The organism is Tenacibaculum finnmarkense genomovar ulcerans, assembly GCF_900239495.1.
In the GTDB taxonomy this organism is placed as follows: Bacteria; Bacteroidota; Bacteroidia; order Flavobacteriales; family Flavobacteriaceae; genus Polaribacter; species Polaribacter ulcerans.
Window position 1 is genome coordinate 51945 of sequence record NZ_OENE01000023.1, and the last position, 21118, is coordinate 73062.

A 21118-nucleotide genomic window follows, 5' to 3' on the forward strand; every position below is an offset into this window, starting at 1 on the left:
GGTTTGCTGTTTTAAAAATGTAAAAAAGCATCTGTTAAATGCTGTATATCATACTGTTCTTTATTTTTTACAATAGCAATAATATCAAAGCGTACCTCGAGGTCTAAATCTTTTTGATTCACATAATTATTAATCGCAAAAACCAATAATTTTATTTTCTTCGGATTTACAAAATCTTGTGGATTTCCAAAATAAGTACTCGACCGTGTTTTTACCTCAACAACTACTAAAAAGCCGTCTTTTTGAGCAATAATATCTACCTCTGCTTTTTTATATCGATAGTTTTTTTCAAGGATTTTATAGCCGTTTCCCTCTAAATATTCAATAGCTAATTGCTCACCTTTTTCACCAAGTTCGTTATGCTCTGCCATTATTCAAATTTTAAGCTTACTATTCTATTTTGAGTAGTTATCATAATCTTTCTTCCCATTATTAAAGCCCTGTTATCAGGTTCATGCCCTGCCGGGAAATTAAATATCACAGGAATACTTTCAGGAATTACCTCTAAAATTAATTGCTCGATAGCGCTTCCCCAAGGTGTTGAGTTTTTTTTAATTTTGGTCATATCACCAACAATAACGGCATTTACTTTTGTAAAATAATTGGCACGTTTTAAGCTTTGTAACATTCTGTCAATCGAATATTTGTATTCGCCTATTTCTTCAATAAATAAAATTTTATTTTCTGTTGATAGTTGACTTTCCGAGCCTAACATCGATGTTAAAATAGCAATATTCCCGCCGATTAATTCCCCTGAAAATTTTTGATTATTTTTAGTACTTCTATTATATTTTGATGCTGTAATTTGATATGATAATTTTTCACCAAACAGTACTTTTTTAAGCGATGCAATACTTTTTGCAATCACTTCGGGTTTATCTTGCATGCTTGTTCCCATAATTCCGTGAATCGTTTCTACGCCCAAATTATGAATATGATTATGAAACGCGGTAATATCAGAATAACCAATTACCCATTTAGGATTTTTTATAAATTTCGAAAAATCTAATTTATCTAATATTCTAACAGAACCATACCCGCCACGAGCCGACCAAATAGCTTTAATATTTTTATTATCTAAAGCATCTTGAAAATCTTGACAACGCTGCTGATCGGTTCCTGCAAAATGATCAGATTGATTAAACATATGTTTTCCATACACCACTTTTAAACCCCAACTTTGGGCAAGTTTTTTGGCTTTATCAATAATATGTTTTCTGTTTTTTAAAATTCCAGCAGGCGCTAGAATTACAATAGTATCGCCTTTTTGTAAAGATGGCGGCGTTATTAAATTCATAAAATTATTTTGAGCGTTCATTGATTCTGACAACAATATTGACAATAATAGCGATAATAACAATGAAAAAACAAGCTTTTTTTGTTTCGTAAATCTCATAAATAATGATGCTTTAAGTTAATTTACGCTCAAAATAATAAAACGAATAGTATGCAACTAGTTTTTAACTTTTTTTTTACTACATAAATTATTCAATGTTTAAATTACTAATTACTTTTATGCGTGTGGTATTGTATTTTTGACCTTTATAAACACCATTTTCTTGCTTTTTTAATTGATAAATAGCCTGATATGTTCCTTTTTTATAAGGTATAAAATAGAACATTCCATTTTTATCTGTTTTTTTAATAGATGTCCAACCATCGGGGCTATATACTTTTATTTCTTTATCAGTAGCAATTTCCCCATCAATATAAAACCGTGCATATACTTTTTCTTTTACCCGCCAAGTTGCTTTATGACTGTTGTAACTTCCGTAGCCATTTTTAGCAGGAAAAGGAACAATATCATATTTCATCATCGGCTTTAAATTAGGCATTCCTTCTTGTTTTACCCGCCATGAAGTAGCTTCAAAAGTGGTACGTAAATAAGCGGCATCTTTTAATAAACCCAAGCCATGTTTGGTATAATCTTTAATACTACCGGTTTCATTAAAGGCTACTATTTGATAAATTCCTGGTGTTTTTGGGGTAAAAGTTCCTGATACCGATACTTCAGACGGCGTTAAAACCAATGCTTCTTTCTTATCAGAATTAGGCAGTTTTACATAGCCTTTAAATTCTTTAAAAATTTCACCATCGTACCATTTTAAGCCTTTTTCTATAACATTTTCTCTGATTTCACCAAAGTATAAATTTACCTTAGCCTTATCGCCTACTTTTCCTTTATTTTTTATTTGCATCCAAACACTATGTGACATGAATATTGGCAATATTATTAAAATTAGTAAAAAATTTATTTTTTTCATGATCTATTTTTTTTAAACCGATACAATGTTTAAAACTGTAAAATTGTATCGGTTTATCTAGGGGGATTAAAATCTGTATCGTGTTGTTACACTAAATTGTGTTGGGTCTATCGGATTTACACTACCATATCGATAGGCAAAAAAGGTAAATTCATCTAAAATATTGGTTACTTTTAAATTTACATCAAAGTTTTTTTGCTGATAACCAATACCCGCATTTAACAAGGTATATGCCTTTTGGATATATGGATTATTTCCTCTATAAAAATCATTTCCAAGACGTTCACCTGTATATTGACCGCCAAAATTAAGTGAGAAATTTTTTAAAGCACCACTATTAAATTTATAATCAGCCCAAAATGCTAACTGATGTTCTGGGGTTTGCTGTGGTCTGGTTCCTGCTTTAAAAAACCCGCCTTCGCCATATTCGGCAGCTATATAAGAATAATTTGCACTTAAAGTTACTCCTTCTAAAGGTTTTGCAGAAAGGTCAAATTCTAGTCCTTTATATTTTGTTCCTGAAGCAATAGCATGTCTTTCTGGTCTGTTAGGGCTTGTTACATAACCATCGCTATTAATCATATAATAGGTCGCATTTACATTAAATTTTCCGTCGTAAAAACTATTTTTTGTTCCTAATTCAAATTGATTTGTGTAAAATGATGGTAAAATTTCATCATCATCATTTAATCTGAATCTGTTATTAGGATTAAAAGTATTTGTAAAACTTGCAAAAATTGAATTGTTTTGGCTAAGTTTATACGTTAAACCGATACTCGGTGTAAAAGCGACATCATCATATTCTTTGAATACAATATCTCCTGGTTTATTACCGCTGTAATCGATTAAATAAACATTTTCTGAACTACCATCAACAACATCCATTCTTACAGATGCTAACACGTTTAAATAATCAGTAATACTTAATAAATTTTGAAACGAAATACCTACACCTGCAAATTTAGTATCGCCTAAATAAGATTTATCCATTGCTACGGCAGCTTTTTGAGTTGTGTTTTTATTGAATAAATAAACATCGTCAAAACCTCTTATCGAATTGTAGTTTACTGTTTTTTGATTTCTATTATCGTAATCAATACTAAAACTAGTACGATTTTTCATTCCTAAAACAGCATATTTACCTGTTAAATTAATTTGTGCCCCAAAACCATTTTCAATCCAAGATTGCTTTTCTAAAGTTCTACTAATTCTAAGATCATTTCCTTCTAAAAAATACTGATTCGAAAAACCACTTCCTGTTCTAATATAATCATAATCAGAAATTGATGTTCCTAAGGCAATGCTTAAATTCCATTGCTCATCTAATTGAGAATCTAATTTTAAATTAGCATTAAATTGATTTGAATTTCTGTTATTAAAAGGGCTTCCAATAAACCTTTTTCTTAGATCTTTTGTTACTTTAGAATACAAACGTTGCTGTCCTTTTTGCTGCAGATAAACAGGTTTTTTAGCTCCCTTAGCATCGGTGGTATATCCTGTGATAATTTTATCTTCAAAAATTGGCAATCCGAAATCAAACGGACGCTTGTCCTGTAAGTATTCTAGGTTCAAATCAATGGTAGTATTCTCTGATGCTAAATACCTAAAAGCTCCATAATTAAAATGACGACTGGTTTTTACAGTTTCTCTAAAACTGTTTGCCATATCGGTTGTTGAAACAAATCGGAAGGCTAATTTTTCTGATAATTTAAAATTATAATCTAAGGTTGGCTTGATAAAATCGTAGCTTCCATATCTAAAAGAAATACTTCCTTTATTTTCAAAAAACGGCTTTTTAGTTACATAATTTATGGTTGCCCCTGGCGAAACATATCCAAAATTAATAGCCGCTCCACCTTTTAAAACCTCCACTTTTTCAAATGATTCTAATTCAGGAGTTGCTAAATATTGATTGGTTCCAAAACGAGTTCCATCTCTAAACATAAAACCTAAATAACGCGAACTTAAACCTCTTGCTCCAAAGGTTTCTGAAACTCCTCCGTATCCTTTATTAAATTGAAAAACCCCCGAAACATTGGTCATTACCTCTCCTAAAGTTAAGGCTTGTTGTTGCTCAATTAATGATTTACTTACAACATCAGACGAGTTAGGCATGTCAATCGCTTTTGCCCCTAACCTATTGGTCGATACTTTCGATTTATTTATTTTATCTAAACTACAGTTTACAATAACCTCTTTTAACGCCTCCATTTTAGACGACATTACCAGGCTTACAAAATTATTTTCAGCCGATAAAGTCATGTTTTTTGTAATACTTCCATAGCCCATTTTTGAAATTTTCAAACATATTTTATTCGACTTTATCTTATCTAAAATAAACGCTCCTTTACTGTTAGAATACACCCCTTTATTAATATCAGATACTATGATTGTTACATTTTCAATTGGAGTTCCATTTTTATCTGTGATTTTCCCTTGTATTGTTTTTAAATCTTGAGAAAAAATGACGGATGTTACAAACATCATTAGTAGTAATAGTCCTTTATTATTCATCTTATTTATATGTTTTATTTATATTTTTTTTAAACGAAGGCAAAAATACATTACTATTCTTATTTAGACAAAATAAAAATAACTATTTTAAAAGATATTTTCTAAATTTTAAAAAGCTGTTTAAACTTCCTCTAAAAAAATTTTGTAACTAAAAAATAAGAAATCGAATATATCAAAGGGAATTTAGTTCAGGTTCGCATCCTAATTCCCCCTAATTTTCAGCTTTTTTTTTGATGATTTTTATCAATTCAAATCACTTTAAAGACTAAAAGAAATTAAAACTGTATCGAAAATTTGAATTCTTTTAGCTTGATGAATTTTATGCTAAAAAGTTCTGGACACCATTTTTTTAAAGGAAAAAAATCACTCGAACGGACAGTTTATTTAATTTTTAAACAGGCTCTAAAAAGCAATTTAATTTTAAGTATTTTTGCCTATCAAAATTGATTCTTAAAATGACTACACCAAAAAGATATACCATTACAGCAGCATTACCTTACACAAACGGTCCTATACACATTGGGCATTTAGCAGGTGTTTATGTTCCTGGAGATATTTACGCACGTTTTTTACGTGGAAAAGCAAAAGATGTTGCTTTTATTTGCGGATCTGATGAGCACGGTGTAGCAATACCAATGCGTGCAAAAAAAGAAGGCGTTACCCCGCAGCATATTATTGATAAATACCACGGAATTATTAAAAAATCATTTGTTGATTTTGGTATTTCTTTTGATAATTATTCTCGTACCTCTTCTAAGATTCATCATGAAACAGCTTCGGAATTTTTCGTTAAAATGTATAATGATGGCGAATTTATTGAAGAAGTTACTGAGCAATTATACGATGCAGAAGCAAATCAATATTTAGCAGATCGTTTTGTAGTTGGAACTTGCCCAAAATGTGGTAACGAAGAAAGCTACGGAGATCAATGTGAAAAATGTGGAACAAGCCATAACGCTACAGATTTAATCAATCCGAAATCGGCAATTACAGGAAATGTTCCTTCTTTAAAAGAAACGAAACACTGGTTTTTACCTTTAGATAAACACGAAGATTTTTTACGTAAATGGATTTTAGAAGGCCATAAAAGCGATTGGAAACCAAACGTTTTAGGACAATGTAAATCTTGGATTGATGACGGATTACGTCCTAGAGCAGTAACTCGTGATTTAGACTGGGGAATTCCTGTGCCTGTAAAAGGAGGCGAAGGAAAAGTATTATATGTTTGGTTTGATGCGCCTATCGGATATATTTCATCAACCAAAGAATGGGCTGCTCGTGAAGGTAAAAATTGGGAAGATTATTGGAAAAAAGACGATACTAAATTAGTACATTTTATCGGAAAAGATAATATTGTATTTCACTGTCTTATTTTTCCATCGATGTTAAAAGCGCATGGAGATTATATTTTACCAGAAAATGTACCAGCAAACGAATTTTTAAATTTAGAAGGAAATAAATTATCAACCTCTAAAAACTGGGCAGTTTGGTTGCACGAATATTTAGAAGATTTTCCTAATCAGCAAGATGTTTTACGTTACACTTTAACGGCAAACGCTCCTGAAAGTAAAGACAACGATTTTACTTGGAAAGATTTTCAAGCAAAAAACAATAATGAGTTAGTAGCAATTTTCGGAAACTTTATAAACCGTGTCGTTGTTTTAACCAATAAATATTACGACGGAAAAGTACCTGTTGCTGGTGATTTTTCTGAAGTTGATGAAGATACTTTAGCTACTTTAAAAGAGTTTCCTAATGTAATTGCGAAATCAATTGAGCGTTACCGTTTTAGAGAAGCGTCTCAAGAATTAATGAATTTAGCGCGTTTAGGTAATAAATATTTAGCTGATGAAGAGCCTTGGAAAATGATTAAGGTTGATGCAGAACGCACCAAAACAATTATGAATGTAGCGTTACAAATTGCTGCTGGGTTGGCTATTTTATCAGAACCTTTTTTACCTTTTACATCTACTAAATTAAAAGGAATTTTAAATATTGATACCGCTTTAACTTGGAATGATGTATCCGAAAAAGACATTTTAATTTCAGATAATCATCAAATTAATGAAGCAGAATTATTGTTTTCTAAAATTGAAGATGTTGAAATTGAAAAACAATTAGCAAAATTAGAAGCTACTAAAAAAGCAAACGAAGCTGAGAACAGAGTTCTTGAGCCTCAAAAAGAAACCATTGAATTTGATGATTTCACAAAAATAGATATCCGTGTAGGAACTATTACAGCAGCGGAAAAAGTAGCAAAAACTAAAAAATTATTAAAACTTACTGTTGATGTTGGGCTTGATACTAGAACAATTGTTTCGGGTATTGCTGAAAGTTTTAAACCTGAAGATATTATCGGGCAACAAGTTTCTGTAGTTTGTAATTTAGCTCCACGTAAATTAAAAGGAATCGAAAGTCAAGGAATGATTTTAATGATTGATACTCCTGATGGTAAATTAGCCTTTGCACAACCTTCTGAAAAGGTAACAAACGGAGAGTTTATATCTTAAATAAAAATAACATTTTAGTATATTCGTAGCCTCACTTTAAAAAGTGAGGTTTTTTTATCTCAAATAACTACGCTATGCAACTCATCAATTATATAATTTCTCGCTGTCAAATTTCTTTAAAATCGATTCAAAGTACTATTGAATTATTAAATGAAGATTGTACTATTCCTTTTATTGCTCGTTACAGAAAAGAAAAAACTGGTAATTTAGATGAAATTGAAATCGGTTTAATAGTCGAATTAAAAGAGCAATTTGAAATCCTTGAAAAAAGAAAAAAAACAATCATCAAAGCCATTGAAGAACAAGATGCTTTAACTGATGAACTAAAAAATAAGATTGATAAAACAGAAAATATTACTGCTTTAGAAGACATTTATCTTCCTTATAAAAAGAAACGAAAGACAAAAGCCGAAACTGCTCGTAAAAATGGATTAGAACCTTTGGCAAAAATGATACTAAGTCAACGTATAAATGACTTAGAATTTACAGCATCAAAATATAAAAACAAAGAAGTTTCATCCGAAGAAAAAGCCTTAGAAGGCGCACGACATATTATTTCTGAATGGATAAATGAACGCACGGATGTTCGAAATAATATTCGTAAAGAATTAGCAGGTTTTTCTGTCATCAATACTAAAGTTGTAAAAACAAAAAAAGAAGAAGAAAACGCTCAAAAATTTAAAGATTACTTTGATTGGAATGAAAGTTTTAATAGAATTCCTTCTCATAGATTTTTAGCTATTCTTCGCGCCGAAAAGGAAGGTTTTATCAGAATAAAAATTGATATAGATAACGAAAGAGCTATTCAGAAAATAGAAAACAGTATTATTCGTTCTCAAAATAATTGTAGTGAACAGATTGAATTAGCTATTGCCGATGCTTATAAACGTTTATTATTACCCGCTTTAACAAATGAAGCAATGGTAATTGCTAAAGAAAAAGCTGATGAAAATGCCATAACAGTATTTACAAAAAACTTACAACAACTATTATTAAGTGCTCCGTTAGGCGAAAAACGAATTTTAGCAATTGACCCAGGTTTTCGCTCGGGTTGTAAAATAGTTTGTTTAAATAAACAAGGCGATTTATTACAAAACGATACTATTTATCCACATGCACCGCAACATAAATCTGACGAAGCAATACAAAAAATAAGTGCTTTAGCTGAAAAACATAATATTGAAGCCATTGCAATTGGTAACGGAACTGCATCGAGAGAAACGAAACAGTTTATCAAAAAAATATCTTTTAAAAATAATATTTCAGTTTTTGTTATTAGTGAAGCTGGAGCATCAATTTATTCGGCTTCAAAAATTGCTAGAGATGAATTTCCTGATTACGATGTTACCGTTCGTGGTGCAATTTCTATTGGTCGCAGATTGGCTGATCCGCTTGCCGAATTGGTTAAAATTGATGCAAAATCGATTGGCGTTGGGCAATATCAGCACGATGTTGACCAAAATAAACTAAAAAAATCATTAGATACTGTTGTTGAACATTGTGTAAATAAAGTGGGCGTAAATATAAATACGGCTAGTGTTTCGTTGTTAAGTGCTGTTTCGGGAATTGGAATAAAACTAGCCGAAAATATTGTAAATTATCGAAATGAAAATGGCGCTTTTAAAAACAGAACTGCCATAAAAAAAGTTCCTCGTTTAGGTGGAAAAGCTTTTGAACAATCCGCAGGTTTTTTACGTATTAAAAATGGCGATAATCCTTTAGATAATTCTGCTGTTCATCCTGAGCGTTATGCTTTGGTCAAACAAATGGCTAAAGATTCTGGCAATAAAATTATCGATTTAATAGGAAATAACTCGGTTTTAAAACAATTGAAATTACAGCAATATATTACCGATTCTTACGGATTACCAACGCTTCAAGATATTGTAAAAGAATTAGAAAAACCTGGATTAGATCCTCGAGAAAAAGCGAAAGAATTTAGTTTTAACGAACATGTTAAAAAAATTGATGATTTAAAAACAGGCATGATTCTTCCAGGAATTATCAATAATATTACCAATTTCGGCTGTTTTGTCGATATTGGCGTAAAAGAAAGTGGTTTAGTGCATGTTTCTAATCTTTCAAATATTTTTGTGAAAGATATAAATGAACATGTTACCTTAAATCAGCACGTACAAGTAAAGGTTTTAGAGGTCGATATAACAAGAAAACGCATTCAACTTTCTATGAATTTTAAGTAATTTTTTAAAGATAAAACAACTAATTATTAGAAGCAATTTCCCGCTTTCCGCACTCGCTTTTTTTTGAAGAAAAATCAAAAAAAGAGCTCAAACAAATGCTACAATCGGGGCTAGAAATTTGTACATATTTTTTAATTATTAGATAATTTTAAAATTATAAGTTATCAAATAGAAACACCACAGAAAAAGAAGAAACTGTATCTGTCAACGCGAATTTAGTTCCGCATAACGTTTATTTAATCTTCTCGAAATAACAAAACAGACCTCGCAGGTTTTAAAAACCTGTGAGGTCTAATTCTAAATATTTTACTTAACTGCATTTGAAGAACCTAATAATTCGGTTGCTTCTAAAACAATCATATAAGCTTCTGGATCATGCTTTTCAACCAAATTTTTAAGGGTCATAATCCTATTTTTATTGATTGATAAAAAAATGATGTTTCGCTGATTGCTTTGAGACAAATTATTTCCTTGTATCAATGTTCCTGAAACCCCCATTTTCGAAGCGATTATCTTTTTAAGTGCTTCTAAATCTTCCGAAGCAATATGTACAATTTTATTTTGCTTACGTCCTGTAACTACTAAATCTATAAATTTACTTGCTACAAAAATACTTAGCATCGCCCACAAAGCAAGTTCTAAATCTTTAAAAACAAGAGCTGATAAAATAATTATTAAAATATCTAAAGTTAAAATTACCGTTCCTGGTTTAAAATTGTATTTATCTTTTAAAATACGTGCTATAATAGCACCACCACCTGCCGATGCATCTCCTTTAAAAATAACTCCAATTCCTAAGCCTACACAAACACCACCATAAATAGTCGATAACAATGTATTGTCGCTTAATGCAGGAAATTTAAAAACCTCTCTAAATAAATCAATATATAAAGCCAAGGAAACAATAGAGATCATGGTTCTAAAAGCAAAACGTTTTCCGATGTATTTTACACTTATTAATAATAGAGGAGCGTTTGTAATTAACAACAACATCCCTATCGGGATATTGGAAATATAATTCAATACAATCGATAAACCTGAAGTACCCCCTGTTGCAATTTTATTTGGTGCTAAAAACCCAACAACACCAATCGCTAAAATTAAACTACCACTGAGTATAAAAAAATAATTTTTTAACTCATTTTTTAATTTTATAATATTCATTTTTTATTATTTTATTTTTTTAGGGGGCAAAAATACCTCTAATATTAAAAAGTAAGAGTGTTTTTAATGTTATTTATTTGAGTAAAATTAACCGAAAATTAAGTTTAACGCACCGTTTATTTACATTTCATATTTTTATTGTTTCTATTTCAAAATATAGTTACTTTTTAGCCCCCAACATTAAAAATTCAGTTACAGTTATTTCAGTTACATATCGTTTTTCACCTTCCGAAGTTTCATAAGAACGATAGGTTAATTTACCTTCAACCATTACTTCTTTGCCTTTTTTTAGGTATTTTTCAATAAGCTCAGTAATTTTACCCCAGGCTATTAAATTATGCCATTGTGTATCTGTTACTTTTTCACCTGCCGAATTTTTATAGGTTTCGTTAGTTGCTAATGAAAATTTCGCTAACTTTTTACCACTTTCTAATGTAATTATTTCTGGATCATTTCCTAAATTTCCTACTAACTGTACTTTGTTTTTTAATGCGTTCATCGTGTTTGTTTTTATAGTTAAATAATTTTAAATTGCCTTTCAAATAAATTGACACTGCAAAGATGAAACAGTATTGAACCTCTAATCGGTTAGTAATCGTTTGTTTTCGTTTGTAAATGAATGTAAACGTTTAATTGTTTTTTAATTATTTGTGTTTTATCAGAAAGTTGGCTACAATTCCCCCTTTTTTCGGGAAATAAAATAATTACTTTATGCTAACGTTTAGTTAGAATATAAGAGCAACGATGGGAATATTAAACTAAAAAGGAAATACTGAACAACGAAACATTATAAATTTTTTTAAGCAATGGAATGATAAACCTTTTTACAATTAATATTTGAATAAACAAGAATTTGTAGTTGCATACTTAATATAAAAAAGAATTATGTCATATATTTTGATAGTATTTTATTTTCTAATACTTTTAATACAATTAGTACTACATAAATATAAAGGAAATAAAATGACAAATGGGTTCATATTGTTTTTAAGTTTATTGTTTTATTTTGTGTTTTTCCAAATTATTTTTGAAATGAACAAACCCGAACCTATCGCAGATTCTGAAGGAAGAATTAGATATCCAAGGAATTGTTTGTTGCCTACACCTATGGTTGCCATTATTTTTTGTTTTCCTGGGTGGTTTACCTCAATATTAACATATGTAGGCTGGATTATTTATACAAAGTACAATCAGAAAGTAAAGAATAGTTGACATACAAATAACTTTTATGAATATAAATTAGTGTTTTAGAGTAAATTAATGCCGAAAAACGAAGGCTAAAAACAAAACACTGATAGCTAGTACAGTATAAGATTAATTGCTGATTTTAGCCAATTTACGAAAGTCCTTGCAGACTTTCTATCCGTGATTTATTTACTAACTTTATTGCTTAAAACACGCAACTAATCTTATATATAAACGCTATAACTAATGTAAAATGAATATAAAAATAGTTTTTACTTTAATTTTATTTAGTTGTTTAAGAAATCTTTCTGCTCAAGAGAAAGTAGTTGCTGTTTCTGGAAAATTTATGGAACAAAACAGTACTTTATATATTAGTAAAGAAGTTCAAAGAGTATTATTTATAAAGACAAAAGGACATTTTGTTTTGCCTGAATATGGGTTTATTTTAATGCTTACAGAAGAAGATGCAATAAAATACGAGAGAAAATATTTAGTAATAATTCCCTCAAAACATGGGTATGAATTTAATGATAGCAAAGGCAAAATTCTTAATCTAAAAGTATGCCAACTCACTCCTGATAATCCGTTTGTTTACTGCATTAAAAACGATATAATTTCAAACGATATAAACAAGGAGTTTTTTAAAATCACAACAATCAAAGATACCATTGAATACAGGCAGGTAAAAGGCAATCAGCATAAACTAACCTACACCAAAGAATGGATCGAAAATATTGATAACCCAAAAGAAGTCGTCATTAAAACTAGCTCTAGGAATTGTGGGATAACAGGTAAATATCTAAGAGAATTTGAATCAAAATCTGTTTTTTATAAAAAATCAATTTCCCATTTAGCAAAGCAACAATTACATTATGTCGCAAATTTATTTAGGGAAATCGATAGAGATAATTGGACTAAAAAACAGTGGCAAGAATGGTTTGAAAACACCATAAATACCGAACTTAAAACACTGAAAGACTGCAACTCAAAAAACTGGAATAAACCTTCATATTTCAATAACAACTTTAGAGACCCAGCAAAATTTAATCTTAATTCAAGTAATAATCAAATTTTACGAATAGAAGTAAATCCTAACTACAAAAAGTATCAAAACAAACAAATTTTAGCTTTTGACCTTGAGCAAGGAAAAGAGTTTAAAAGAAAATTTAATCCCAAAAATATCCCTAATGGCATTAAAGCAATTGAAAGTAATAATGATCACTTATATTTAATAAATAAGCATTTCAAATGGTTTCATTATAAACTAAATACAGCAACTGATAACTATGATTTGGTTTCTAAAAAGGATATTCTTCCTCCTAAATTCACTAAAAACAAAAAAAGACCTCCTATTGACCAAACTTATACAAATCTTACTAATATGTTTTTTACGTTTCAAACAGAAGATACAAAAGAAATTTACATCGTAAGTCTAAAGACTAAAAACGGAGAAACCACAGCGATAAAAAGTATTACCGAGCTTACAAAAAGAGTTGATATTAAATATGATAAAAAAAACAGTTCAATTGCTAGATTAAACTACGGAAGTAATACTAGTCAATATTTTATTACCGCCTTTGGAAGTCATACTAATTATTATATTATAAAAATGAATAGCGATTTAAATAATATAAGTCTAAGTAAAGTTTCATCAAAAATTCAAGATAAATTTACGGCTATTCAATCTTCTAATTTAATTCAGTTTATTAACCAAGATGACGACTATTATAATAGTGGTAAAAATCCAAAAATTAATATATGGACATACAGTCTTGATTTAAAAAAAGTAAACGAACAATTTATCCCAGTAAATCACCATTACAATAAATATTCTTCAATCATAGTCAAAAATAAAAATGGCTTTGGTATCGTAAGTACTCATAGAACAACTTATTTATACCAAATAACGTATCGAGAATTTGACAATAACAAAAAACTTATTAATGAAAAATGCGTGTATTCAAATTTACCAATAGAAGAAATAGATAGTACTAATAATTTACAATTAGAATATTTAAAAAAAATTAATAGCAAAATGTATCTTTTTTTTAACGATGGTAAAGCATTACGATTTTCAGAATTTTAAAAGGATATTCTTTTATTTAAAAATTATTTTGAGAAGTTCTAATGTTGTAATACTTCTAAGAATACACTATTTTGTAACATCAACTTATAAATATACGAGACCTTATGGAATATAAAAAATGCTTAGAATGTGAAAACAAGGTTATCGGTCGAATTGATAAAAAATTCTGTTCTGATTATTGTAGAAATGCCTATAATAACAAGGTTAATAAACAGAGTAAAAACCTGATTAGAAACACGAATAATCGCTTGCGAAAAAACTATAAAACACTAAGTGAACTAAATATTTCAGGGAAAACAAAAGTGAGCAGGCGCACATTATTTGACAAAGGATTTGACTTTAAATTTATTACATCAATATATACTACAAAAACAGGAAATACCTATTTTTATGTATATGACCAAGGATATTTAGTACTCGAAAACGAACTTTATTTATTAGTTAAACAAGATTAAAAAAAGCGTTTTACTTTAGTAGTAAAACGCTTTTTTAATACTATTATTAAAAAACTATGCTATTTGAGATACACGCAAAGTATTTACCATTCCTTTTGCTTGTACAGGCATTGACGATAAATTAATCATAAAATCGCCTGGTTTTACAAAACCTTTTGTTTTGGCTATTTCATTGATATCCTCTAAGGTATCATCAGTACTTAAATCTCTATCGTAATAAAAAGCACGAACACCCCATAATAAATTTAATTTACCAAGGATTCTTTTTTCTGATGAAAAAGCTAATACATGCGATTTTGGTCGCCATGCAGAAACCTGAAAAGCGGTATAACCACTATTTGTTAAGGTTGTAATTGCTGATGCTTTCATATCGTCTGCCATTAAAGCAGCGTGATGACATACTGATTTTGTAATAAATCTATTGGTACGAATATGTGGTGCTTCTTGTGGTACTTCTATTAGGTTTGAAAACTCGACACTTCCAATAATTTCCGTCATCTTTTTGATCACTTTTAATGGGTGTTTTCCTACAGATGTTTCACCAGAAAGCATTACAGCATCTGCTCCATCCATAATTGAATTTGCAACATCGTTTACCTCTGCCCTTGTTGGAACCGCATTTTCAATCATGGTTTCCATCATTTGGGTAGCAATAATTACAGGAATTCTTGCTTGCTTAGCTCTTCGAACCAACATTTTTTGAATTAATGGAACATCTTGCATTGGCACTTCTACACCTAAATCACCACGCGCTACCATTAATCCATCACAATAAGGAATTAAAGCATCGATATTTTCAACAGCTTCTGGTTTTTCAATTTTAGCTATTACAGGAACTCTATACGTAGAATTTTGAGCTATTAAATCGCGTAACATTCTTAAATCTTCAGGATTTCTAACAAATGATAACGCAATCCAATCTACCTCTTGTTGTAAAGCGAAAATTGCATCTTTTTTATCTTTTTCTGTTAAGGCCGGTAATGAAATGTTCGTATTTGGTAAATTAACTCCTTTTTTTGAACTTAAAACACCGCCTACAAGTACTTTGGTAACTACTTCTTTGTCTTTATCTGTAGAAACTACTTCAAATAATAATTTTCCATCATCTACTAAAATATGTTCTCCTGCTTTTACATCTTTAGGAAAACGTTGATAGGTCATAAATGCTTTTTCGTTTGTACCAATACATTCTTGGGTTGTAAAGGTAAAAGCAGCACCTTCTTTTAACTCAATATGGTCATTCATAACACCTACGCGTAATTTAGGACCTTGTAAATCGGCTAAAATTGCCAGGTTATAACCTTTTTCTTCGTTAATTTCTCTGATTTCACGAATACGATCTTTTACGTTATCATAATCGGCATGTGAAAAATTAACTCTAAAAACATTCACTCCAGCAGCTGCCATTTCAGCTAAAATTTCTTTCGTATTAATTGCAGGCCCTAAGGTTGCTACAATTTTTGTTTTTTTGTTGTGTGGCATAATTTAAAATATTAAAAAATCTTTCGACTTTAAGGATTCAACCTCTACTTCGTATGAGGTTATAATTTGAGGTATTTTATTTATTTTTTCAATTGTTTTCACAATCTGTTCAGTATCAAAACCACTTTCTATTTTTAAAAAATAATCTATTCTTTTTTTTTCTGGAACAAGATATTTAACAACGTTATTTTTATTAAAAATAGTTGTTATTTCTGTTTTATCAGTAGGCCTGTAAGTGTTGGTTATTAAAAACCAATCATAGCCTAATGCTGTATCTTTATATTCATATACAGCATAAAGAAATGTATGATTTTTTTCTGTGAAGTCTAAATTATAAACTGCTTTACTAAACTTTGTACCTAAGTTTTTATTTAGTAAGTAGGCTAGTTTATATTCATCTAGTACTGTTTGAACACCTATTAATGTATAGTCATTAATAGATAATTCATTAATATTTAATGTATAAGTAACCATAAAACAATTATTTGCTTATGGCTAAATTACTGAATGTATCTAAATATAATGTGAATTTCAAGAAAACCTTTACCTGGTTATGTTAAGATTTTTCCATTTGTGTTTGCAGTGCAAAATAAGCTCTTTTTGCGGCTATTTCTTCCGCTTTCTTTTTTGAAGTAGCCCTTCCTTTTCCAGTAACTTTATCGTTAATATGAAGTGTTACACTAAAGTGTTTTTTCGCTTGGTTTCCTGAATCTTCAAAAGATTCAAATTTATACTTTTTCTTGTTTTTTTGACACCACTCAATAACATATCCTTTGTAACTAGATATTTTGCCCTCTAATCGTTCAAGATTAACATAGGGCAATACCACTTCTTTATAAATAAACTCAAGGCAATAATTATAGCCTCTATCTAAATAAATAGCGCCAATTAAAGCTTCAAAAATATTACCATAAAGGTTATTGCTTATATGTTCTGGCGCAACATTACTTTTTACAAAACGGATTAAATTTAAGTCTTTCCCTAAAGTATTCAAATGCTCTCTACTCACAACTTTAGAGCGCATTTGTGTTAAATAACCTTCATCGCCTTCAGGTGCTTTTTTGTATAAATAAGATGCCATTACAGATCCTAAAATTGCATCACCCAAAAACTCTAAACGTTCATAATTAATAGGACGTCCTTTTTTATCTACTAATTTTAAAGACCTGTGTGTAAAGGCTTTTTTATAATGAGAAAGCTTTACTGGCTTAAAATTAAGCAGTTTTTTTAACTCGTAGTAAAAAATTTCATCCTCTTTATTTTGGGGCTTAACTATTCTACGAAGAAAATTCATATATTATTAATCTAATTTTCTAAAAACGACACAAGCGTTATGACCTCCAAAACCAAACGTATTACTCATGGCAACTTTTACGTCTCTTTTTTGAGGTTTATTTAGCGTTAAATTTAATTCAGGATTAATATTTTCATCAACATTAACATGGTTAATTGTTGGCGGGATAATGCCGTGTTCCATTGCTAATATAGCCGCAATAGATTCAATAGCACCAGCTGCACCTAACAAATGCCCTGTCATTGATTTTGTTGAATTAATATTGATATTCTTAGCATGCTCACCAAAAACCTTAGAAATAGCCTTTAATTCGGCAACATCTCCTAATGGCGTAGAAGTACCATGTGTATTAATATGGTCAACATCTTCTGGTTTTAAACCGGCATTTTCTAAACAGTTTTTCATTACAGCAATAACACCAATTCCTTCAGGATGTGGTGCAGTCATGTGGTAAGCGTCTGACGACATACCTCCACCTAAAACTTCTGCGTAAATTTTAGCTCCACGAGCTTTTGCGTGTTCGTACTCTTCTAAAACAATTGCGCCTGCTCCTTCACCTAAAACAAAACCGTCACGTTGGCTATCAAAAGGTTTTGATGCCGATGTTGCGTTTTCATTGTTTGTTGAAAGTGCATGCATTGCGTTAAAACCTCCAACACCTGCGTATGTAATTGCAGCTTCACTACCACCTGTTACAATAACGTCACAGTGTCCTAATCGGATATAGTTTAAGGCGTCGATCATTGCATTTGCCGATGATGCACAAGCAGATACCGTTGTATAATTAGGTCCCATAAATCCATTTTTAATAGAAATATGCCCTGGTGCGATATCAGCAATCATTTTAGGGATAAAAAATGGATTAAACCTTGGTGTACCGTCTCCAGCACCAAAATTCATCGCTTCGTTTTGAAAGGTTTCTAAACCTCCAATACCAGCTCCCCAAATTACACCTACTCTAAACTTATTAATTTGGTCTAGGTTTAATTTTGAATCGGTAATAGCTTCATCAGAAGCAACCATTGCATATTGGGTAAAGCGATCCATTTTACGGGCATCTTTCCTGTTAATGAAATCTGTTACCGTAAAGTTTTTTAACTCACATGCAAAACGAGTTTTGAACTTGGCAGCATCGAAATACGTTATAGGCGCTGCTCCGCTAACTCCGTTAACTAAGCTATTCCAATATTCTTCTTTATTATTTCCTATTGGCGTTAATGCGCCAAGTCCAGTTACTACAACTCGTTTTAATTGCATATGAATTTTATATAAAATTATTTTTTAGCTTCTTCAATATAGCTAACTGCTTGTCCAACAGTTCCAATGTTTTCTGCTTGATCGTCTGGAATTTGGATATCAAATTCTTTTTCGAATTCCATGATTAATTCAACAGTATCTAATGAATCTGCTCCTAAATCATTTGTGAAGCTTGCTTCGTTAGCTACTTCGTTATCGTCTACTCCTAATTTATCTACGATAATTGCTTTTACTCTTGATGCTATGTCTGACATAATTTGTTTGTTTTTAAATTTAAAGTCGAGGCAAAAATACAAATCTTAACTATTAATACTAACTTTTGCACAAAAATGTGATGTTTTATATAAAAATAATTCTAAATCTTTTGCTACAAACACCGTCGTTGTTAATAATTATTCTTTTTTTTGTAGTAACAAAATAATCAAATTTAACATGAAACGTATTGTAATTTTTGCTTCAGGTTCGGGTAGTAATGCCGAAAATATTATTAAATACTTTCAAAAAAGTACAACCGCCACCGTTACTCATGTACTATCTAACAATGAACATGCCAAAGTTTTTGACAGGTGTGAACGCCTACAAATTGACGCGTCATTGTTTGATAAAGAGAGTTTTACAGAAGATGACACTGTTTTATCTTTTTTACAAGCAGAAGCTGACATAATTGTACTTGCCGGTTTTTTATGGCGTATTCCTGCTAAAATAGTTGCTGCTTTTCCTAATAAAATCATCAATATTCACCCTGCTTTACTGCCAAAATACGGTGGAAAAGGCATGTATGGGAATAATGTTCATAAGGCAGTTAAAGAAAATAAGGAGGCTGAAACAGGTATTACCATTCATTATGTAAATGAAAATTACGATGAAGGGGCTATTATTTTTCAGGCAAAAACAGCTTTAATTCCTTCGGATTCTTCGGATGATATAGCCGCTAAAATTCATATTTTAGAGCAGGATAATTTTCCTCAAGTTATTGAACAGGTCATTGAAAAAATTATTGAAGAAGACTTGAAGAAGTAATATCAAAAAATGGCTAAAAAAAAATATTACGTCGTTTGGAAAGGTCAAAAAACAGGAGTTTTTACTTCCTGGAATGTTTGTAAAAAGCACATCACCAATTTTCAAGGAGCCCAATACAAGGCTTTTATCGATCAAAAACAAGCCGAAATCGCTTTTACCAAAAGTTACGATGACTATAAAGGAAAAGACACCAAAAAAGTTATTTTATCTGATAAAGAAAAAGCAAGCTACGGAATACCAAATTTAGAAAGTATTTCAGTAGATGCAGCTTGTTCAGGAAACCCCGGTGCAATGGAATACAGGGGTGTTTTAACAAAAAGCAAAAAAGAAATTTTTAGGTTAGGTCCTTTTAAAAAAGGCACCAATAATATTGGTGAATTTTTAGCTTTAGTACACGGAATTGCTCTTTTAAAGAATAAAAAAATGGACACCTACCCTATTTATTCTGATTCTAGAACAGCGATGAGTTGGGTTCAAAAAAAACAATGCAGAACCAATATTGTTTTTGACCCTAGCAATAATGATGTGCTAGCTTTAATAAAACGCGCCGAAAAATGGCTCAAAGAAAATACCTATAACAACCCAATATTAAAATGGGAAACCAAGGCTTGGGGTGAAATACCTGCCGATTTTGGCAGGAAATAAAATAACAAAAAAATAACCAAGTACAAATTTGTACTTGGTTATTTCCAATTTATTAACAATAAGAAATTATTGTTAACACACTATAGCTATTGAAAACTATTTAATAGCCATTTTTGTTTCCTCTTTCCAGGTTTGAACACTTGCAATAACATTATTATTGTAGTCAATTTCTTTTAAACCATCTTCTTTCCACATAAACCATTTCCCTACTTTTTTTCCTGCTTCATAATGTGCAATCGTAGTTTTAATGCCTTTTTCATTAAAAGAAATCCAAGTTCCTGTTAATTTTTTATCTTTAAAAAAGCCTTGTTCTTTTACTTGACCATTTTCATGAAAGTAAGTAGCTTTTACTAAATCATTTTCTTTTTCAAACGTTGTTTCTGTACCCTGAGCTTGCAATAATGATATAGATAATATGCAAACAACTAATATAAATTTTTTCATGTATGTTTTTTTTAAATTAATATTCTCTTTCGATATTACAAATATACAAAAAAATTTACATAAAACAACCATTTACGTAACATTAATTTAACATTGGGGTTTTCTGTCGTATTATTTAATTCTTAAATTTATTTTATAATCACTATATTCACAGCGTATTAACTATTTTAAACAAAAATAATATGGCAGTTATGAAAGTTATTGAGGTTTTATCTAATTCTGATAAAAGCTGGGAAGAAGCAACAAGAAAAGCAGTAAAACAAGCTTCTAAATCGGTAAAAAATATTAAATCGGTATTTGTACAATCGCAAAGTGCAGTGGTTGATGGAGATGATGTTACCGAATTTAGAGTCAACTTAAAGATTACTTTTGAAGTAAAGTAATTTTATAAACATTTACTATTATAAAAGCGGTTTTGTGAAAGCAAAACTGCTTTTTTTTAGCAAAAAAACAAACACATAGAATCAAAATAGCTTCAAGAAAACACTCAAATTGACAAGAATCATCAAAAAAAAGCTAAAAACTTACGGAAAATAAGGATGTGAACCTGAATACAATTGCGCCTCTTTTTTAAAAGAAGATACAAGCTATTTTGTA

The 21118-nt window shown here is 30.3% G+C and carries 20 protein-coding genes; 8 read left to right on the forward strand and 12 right to left on the reverse strand.

All coding sequences use genetic code 11. The features are described 5' to 3' along the window. Window positions 1–11: 11 nt before the first annotated feature. The 4 genes from DPIF8902391_RS07735 to DPIF8902391_RS07750 form a co-directional block, all read right to left on the reverse strand. Entirely contained in the window at window positions 12–371 is a 360-nt protein-coding gene (locus DPIF8902391_RS07735; protein WP_058885921.1) for a YraN family protein, read from the reverse strand. Beyond that, window positions 371–1297, reverse strand: coding sequence for a S66 peptidase family protein (locus DPIF8902391_RS07740; RefSeq protein ID WP_232128237.1), 927 nt, complete (start codon window positions 1295–1297; stop codon window positions 371–373). The genes DPIF8902391_RS07735 and DPIF8902391_RS07740 overlap by 1 nt, the downstream gene beginning before the upstream one ends. A gap of 187 nt (window positions 1298–1484) precedes the next feature. Next, window positions 1485–2264 carry a hypothetical protein gene (locus tag DPIF8902391_RS07745; RefSeq protein WP_172505490.1) on the reverse strand — a complete coding sequence of 260 codons (780 nt, stop codon included), beginning with the start codon at window positions 2262–2264 and terminating at the stop codon, window positions 1485–1487. Window positions 2265–2330: 66 nt separating this feature from the next. Continuing rightward, window positions 2331–4778, reverse strand: coding sequence for a TonB-dependent receptor (locus tag DPIF8902391_RS07750; protein WP_172505491.1), 2448 nt, complete (start codon window positions 4776–4778; stop codon window positions 2331–2333). 455 nt (window positions 4779–5233) lie between these two features. Between DPIF8902391_RS07750 and metG the strand changes: the two genes are divergently transcribed. Beyond that, window positions 5234–7288, forward strand: coding sequence for a methionine--tRNA ligase (gene metG / locus DPIF8902391_RS07755; RefSeq protein ID WP_172505492.1), 2055 nt, complete (start codon window positions 5234–5236; stop codon window positions 7286–7288). A 74-nt stretch (window positions 7289–7362) separates the two neighbouring features. Beyond that, window positions 7363–9489 (forward strand): Tex family protein, encoded by a 2127-nt coding sequence (locus DPIF8902391_RS07760; RefSeq protein ID WP_172505493.1) that lies wholly within the window; start codon window positions 7363–7365, stop codon window positions 9487–9489. Window positions 9490–9795: 306 nt separating this feature from the next. Here the strand turns inward: DPIF8902391_RS07760 and DPIF8902391_RS07765 are convergent, their stop codons facing one another. Then, the gene (locus DPIF8902391_RS07765; protein ID WP_058885929.1) at window positions 9796–10653 is read right to left on the reverse strand and encodes a YitT family protein; all 858 of its coding nucleotides are present in this window, start codon (window positions 10651–10653) and stop codon (window positions 9796–9798) included. 160 nt (window positions 10654–10813) lie between these two features. Then, window positions 10814–11152: a single-stranded DNA-binding protein gene (locus DPIF8902391_RS07770; protein ID WP_058885930.1), complete on the reverse strand. Its 339-nt coding sequence runs from the start codon at window positions 11150–11152 to the stop codon at window positions 10814–10816. A 533-nt stretch (window positions 11153–11685) separates the two neighbouring features. Here DPIF8902391_RS07770 and DPIF8902391_RS07775 point away from each other — a divergent pair. The 3 genes from DPIF8902391_RS07775 to DPIF8902391_RS07785 all read left to right on the forward strand — a co-directional run bounded on the left by DPIF8902391_RS07775 (window position 11686) and on the right by DPIF8902391_RS07785 (window position 14379). After that, entirely contained in the window at window positions 11686–11865 is a 180-nt protein-coding gene (locus DPIF8902391_RS07775) for a hypothetical protein (RefSeq protein WP_172505494.1), read from the forward strand. A 226-nt stretch (window positions 11866–12091) separates the two neighbouring features. After that, window positions 12092–13924 carry a hypothetical protein gene (locus DPIF8902391_RS07780; protein WP_172505495.1) on the forward strand — a complete coding sequence of 611 codons (1833 nt, stop codon included), beginning with the start codon at window positions 12092–12094 and terminating at the stop codon, window positions 13922–13924. A 104-nt stretch (window positions 13925–14028) separates the two neighbouring features. Beyond that, a complete protein-coding gene (locus DPIF8902391_RS07785) occupies window positions 14029–14379 on the forward strand; it encodes a hypothetical protein (RefSeq protein ID WP_058885933.1) in 351 nt (116 codons plus the stop codon). 54 nt (window positions 14380–14433) lie between these two features. Here DPIF8902391_RS07785 and pyk read toward each other — a convergent pair whose 3' ends face one another. The 5 genes from pyk to DPIF8902391_RS07810 all read right to left on the reverse strand — a co-directional run bounded on the left by pyk (window position 14434) and on the right by DPIF8902391_RS07810 (window position 18666). Further along, the gene (gene pyk, locus DPIF8902391_RS07790) at window positions 14434–15861 is read right to left on the reverse strand and encodes a pyruvate kinase (protein ID WP_058885934.1); all 1428 of its coding nucleotides are present in this window, start codon (window positions 15859–15861) and stop codon (window positions 14434–14436) included. A 3-nt stretch (window positions 15862–15864) separates the two neighbouring features. After that, the gene (locus DPIF8902391_RS07795) at window positions 15865–16335 is read right to left on the reverse strand and encodes an IPExxxVDY family protein (protein ID WP_058885935.1); all 471 of its coding nucleotides are present in this window, start codon (window positions 16333–16335) and stop codon (window positions 15865–15867) included. A gap of 82 nt (window positions 16336–16417) precedes the next feature. Next, complete coding sequence (gene rnc, locus DPIF8902391_RS07800) at window positions 16418–17155, reverse strand: ribonuclease III (protein ID WP_058885936.1); 738 nt, start codon at window positions 17153–17155, stop codon at window positions 16418–16420. Between the two features lie 6 nt (window positions 17156–17161). Beyond that, the gene (gene fabF / locus DPIF8902391_RS07805; RefSeq protein ID WP_058885937.1) at window positions 17162–18412 is read right to left on the reverse strand and encodes a beta-ketoacyl-ACP synthase II; all 1251 of its coding nucleotides are present in this window, start codon (window positions 18410–18412) and stop codon (window positions 17162–17164) included. A gap of 17 nt (window positions 18413–18429) precedes the next feature. Beyond that, on the reverse strand, window positions 18430–18666 hold the full coding sequence (locus DPIF8902391_RS07810) for an acyl carrier protein (RefSeq protein WP_058885938.1): 237 nt from the start codon (window positions 18664–18666) through the stop codon (window positions 18430–18432). Between the two features lie 178 nt (window positions 18667–18844). On the opposite strand from DPIF8902391_RS07810, the gene purN reads away from it, so the two are divergent. Both purN and DPIF8902391_RS07820 read left to right on the forward strand, forming a co-directional pair. Continuing rightward, a complete protein-coding gene (purN, locus tag DPIF8902391_RS07815) occupies window positions 18845–19432 on the forward strand; it encodes a phosphoribosylglycinamide formyltransferase (RefSeq protein WP_172505496.1) in 588 nt (195 codons plus the stop codon). 9 nt (window positions 19433–19441) lie between these two features. Further along, window positions 19442–20077, forward strand: coding sequence for a ribonuclease H1 domain-containing protein (locus DPIF8902391_RS07820; protein ID WP_058885940.1), 636 nt, complete (start codon window positions 19442–19444; stop codon window positions 20075–20077). Between the two features lie 96 nt (window positions 20078–20173). Here the strand turns inward: DPIF8902391_RS07820 and DPIF8902391_RS07825 are convergent, their stop codons facing one another. Then, on the reverse strand, window positions 20174–20521 hold the full coding sequence (locus tag DPIF8902391_RS07825; protein WP_058886316.1) for a toxin-antitoxin system YwqK family antitoxin: 348 nt from the start codon (window positions 20519–20521) through the stop codon (window positions 20174–20176). 182 nt (window positions 20522–20703) lie between these two features. Between DPIF8902391_RS07825 and DPIF8902391_RS07830 the strand changes: the two genes are divergently transcribed. Next, window positions 20704–20904 carry a dodecin family protein gene (locus DPIF8902391_RS07830; RefSeq protein ID WP_058885941.1) on the forward strand — a complete coding sequence of 67 codons (201 nt, stop codon included), beginning with the start codon at window positions 20704–20706 and terminating at the stop codon, window positions 20902–20904. The last annotated feature ends 214 nt before the right edge of the window (window positions 20905–21118 follow it).

What these genes read in the sequence shown, in the direction of transcription:
- DPIF8902391_RS07825 (WP_058886316.1), bottom strand. Translation starts at nt 20,521, where the DNA reads ATGAAAAAATTTATATTAGTTGTTTGCATATTATCTATATCATTATTG.
- DPIF8902391_RS07745 (WP_172505490.1), bottom strand. Translation starts at nt 2,264, where the DNA reads ATGAAAAAAATAAATTTTTTACTAATTTTAATAATATTGCCAATATTC.
- DPIF8902391_RS07785 (WP_058885933.1), top strand. Translation starts at nt 14,029, where the DNA reads ATGGAATATAAAAAATGCTTAGAATGTGAAAACAAGGTTATCGGTCGA.
- DPIF8902391_RS07750 (WP_172505491.1), bottom strand. Translation starts at nt 4,778, where the DNA reads ATGAATAATAAAGGACTATTACTACTAATGATGTTTGTAACATCCGTC.
- DPIF8902391_RS07830 (WP_058885941.1), top strand. Translation starts at nt 20,704, where the DNA reads ATGGCAGTTATGAAAGTTATTGAGGTTTTATCTAATTCTGATAAAAGC.
- DPIF8902391_RS07770 (WP_058885930.1), bottom strand. Translation starts at nt 11,152, where the DNA reads ATGAACGCATTAAAAAACAAAGTACAGTTAGTAGGAAATTTAGGAAAT.
- DPIF8902391_RS07740 (WP_232128237.1), bottom strand. Translation starts at nt 1,297, where the DNA reads ATGAATTTAATAACGCCGCCATCTTTACAAAAAGGCGATACTATTGTA.
- DPIF8902391_RS07795 (WP_058885935.1), bottom strand. Translation starts at nt 16,335, where the DNA reads ATGGTTACTTATACATTAAATATTAATGAATTATCTATTAATGACTAT.
- metG (WP_172505492.1), top strand. Translation starts at nt 5,234, where the DNA reads ATGACTACACCAAAAAGATATACCATTACAGCAGCATTACCTTACACA.
- DPIF8902391_RS07765 (WP_058885929.1), bottom strand. Translation starts at nt 10,653, where the DNA reads ATGAATATTATAAAATTAAAAAATGAGTTAAAAAATTATTTTTTTATA.
- DPIF8902391_RS07775 (WP_172505494.1), top strand. Translation starts at nt 11,686, where the DNA reads ATGAACAAACCCGAACCTATCGCAGATTCTGAAGGAAGAATTAGATAT.
- DPIF8902391_RS07780 (WP_172505495.1), top strand. Translation starts at nt 12,092, where the DNA reads ATGAATATAAAAATAGTTTTTACTTTAATTTTATTTAGTTGTTTAAGA.
- DPIF8902391_RS07735 (WP_058885921.1), bottom strand. Translation starts at nt 371, where the DNA reads ATGGCAGAGCATAACGAACTTGGTGAAAAAGGTGAGCAATTAGCTATT.
- pyk (WP_058885934.1), bottom strand. Translation starts at nt 15,861, where the DNA reads ATGCCACACAACAAAAAAACAAAAATTGTAGCAACCTTAGGGCCTGCA.
- purN (WP_172505496.1), top strand. Translation starts at nt 18,845, where the DNA reads ATGAAACGTATTGTAATTTTTGCTTCAGGTTCGGGTAGTAATGCCGAA.
- DPIF8902391_RS07820 (WP_058885940.1), top strand. Translation starts at nt 19,442, where the DNA reads ATGGCTAAAAAAAAATATTACGTCGTTTGGAAAGGTCAAAAAACAGGA.
- fabF (WP_058885937.1), bottom strand. Translation starts at nt 18,412, where the DNA reads ATGCAATTAAAACGAGTTGTAGTAACTGGACTTGGCGCATTAACGCCA.
- DPIF8902391_RS07810 (WP_058885938.1), bottom strand. Translation starts at nt 18,666, where the DNA reads ATGTCAGACATAGCATCAAGAGTAAAAGCAATTATCGTAGATAAATTA.
- DPIF8902391_RS07760 (WP_172505493.1), top strand. Translation starts at nt 7,363, where the DNA reads ATGCAACTCATCAATTATATAATTTCTCGCTGTCAAATTTCTTTAAAA.
- rnc (WP_058885936.1), bottom strand. Translation starts at nt 17,155, where the DNA reads ATGAATTTTCTTCGTAGAATAGTTAAGCCCCAAAATAAAGAGGATGAA.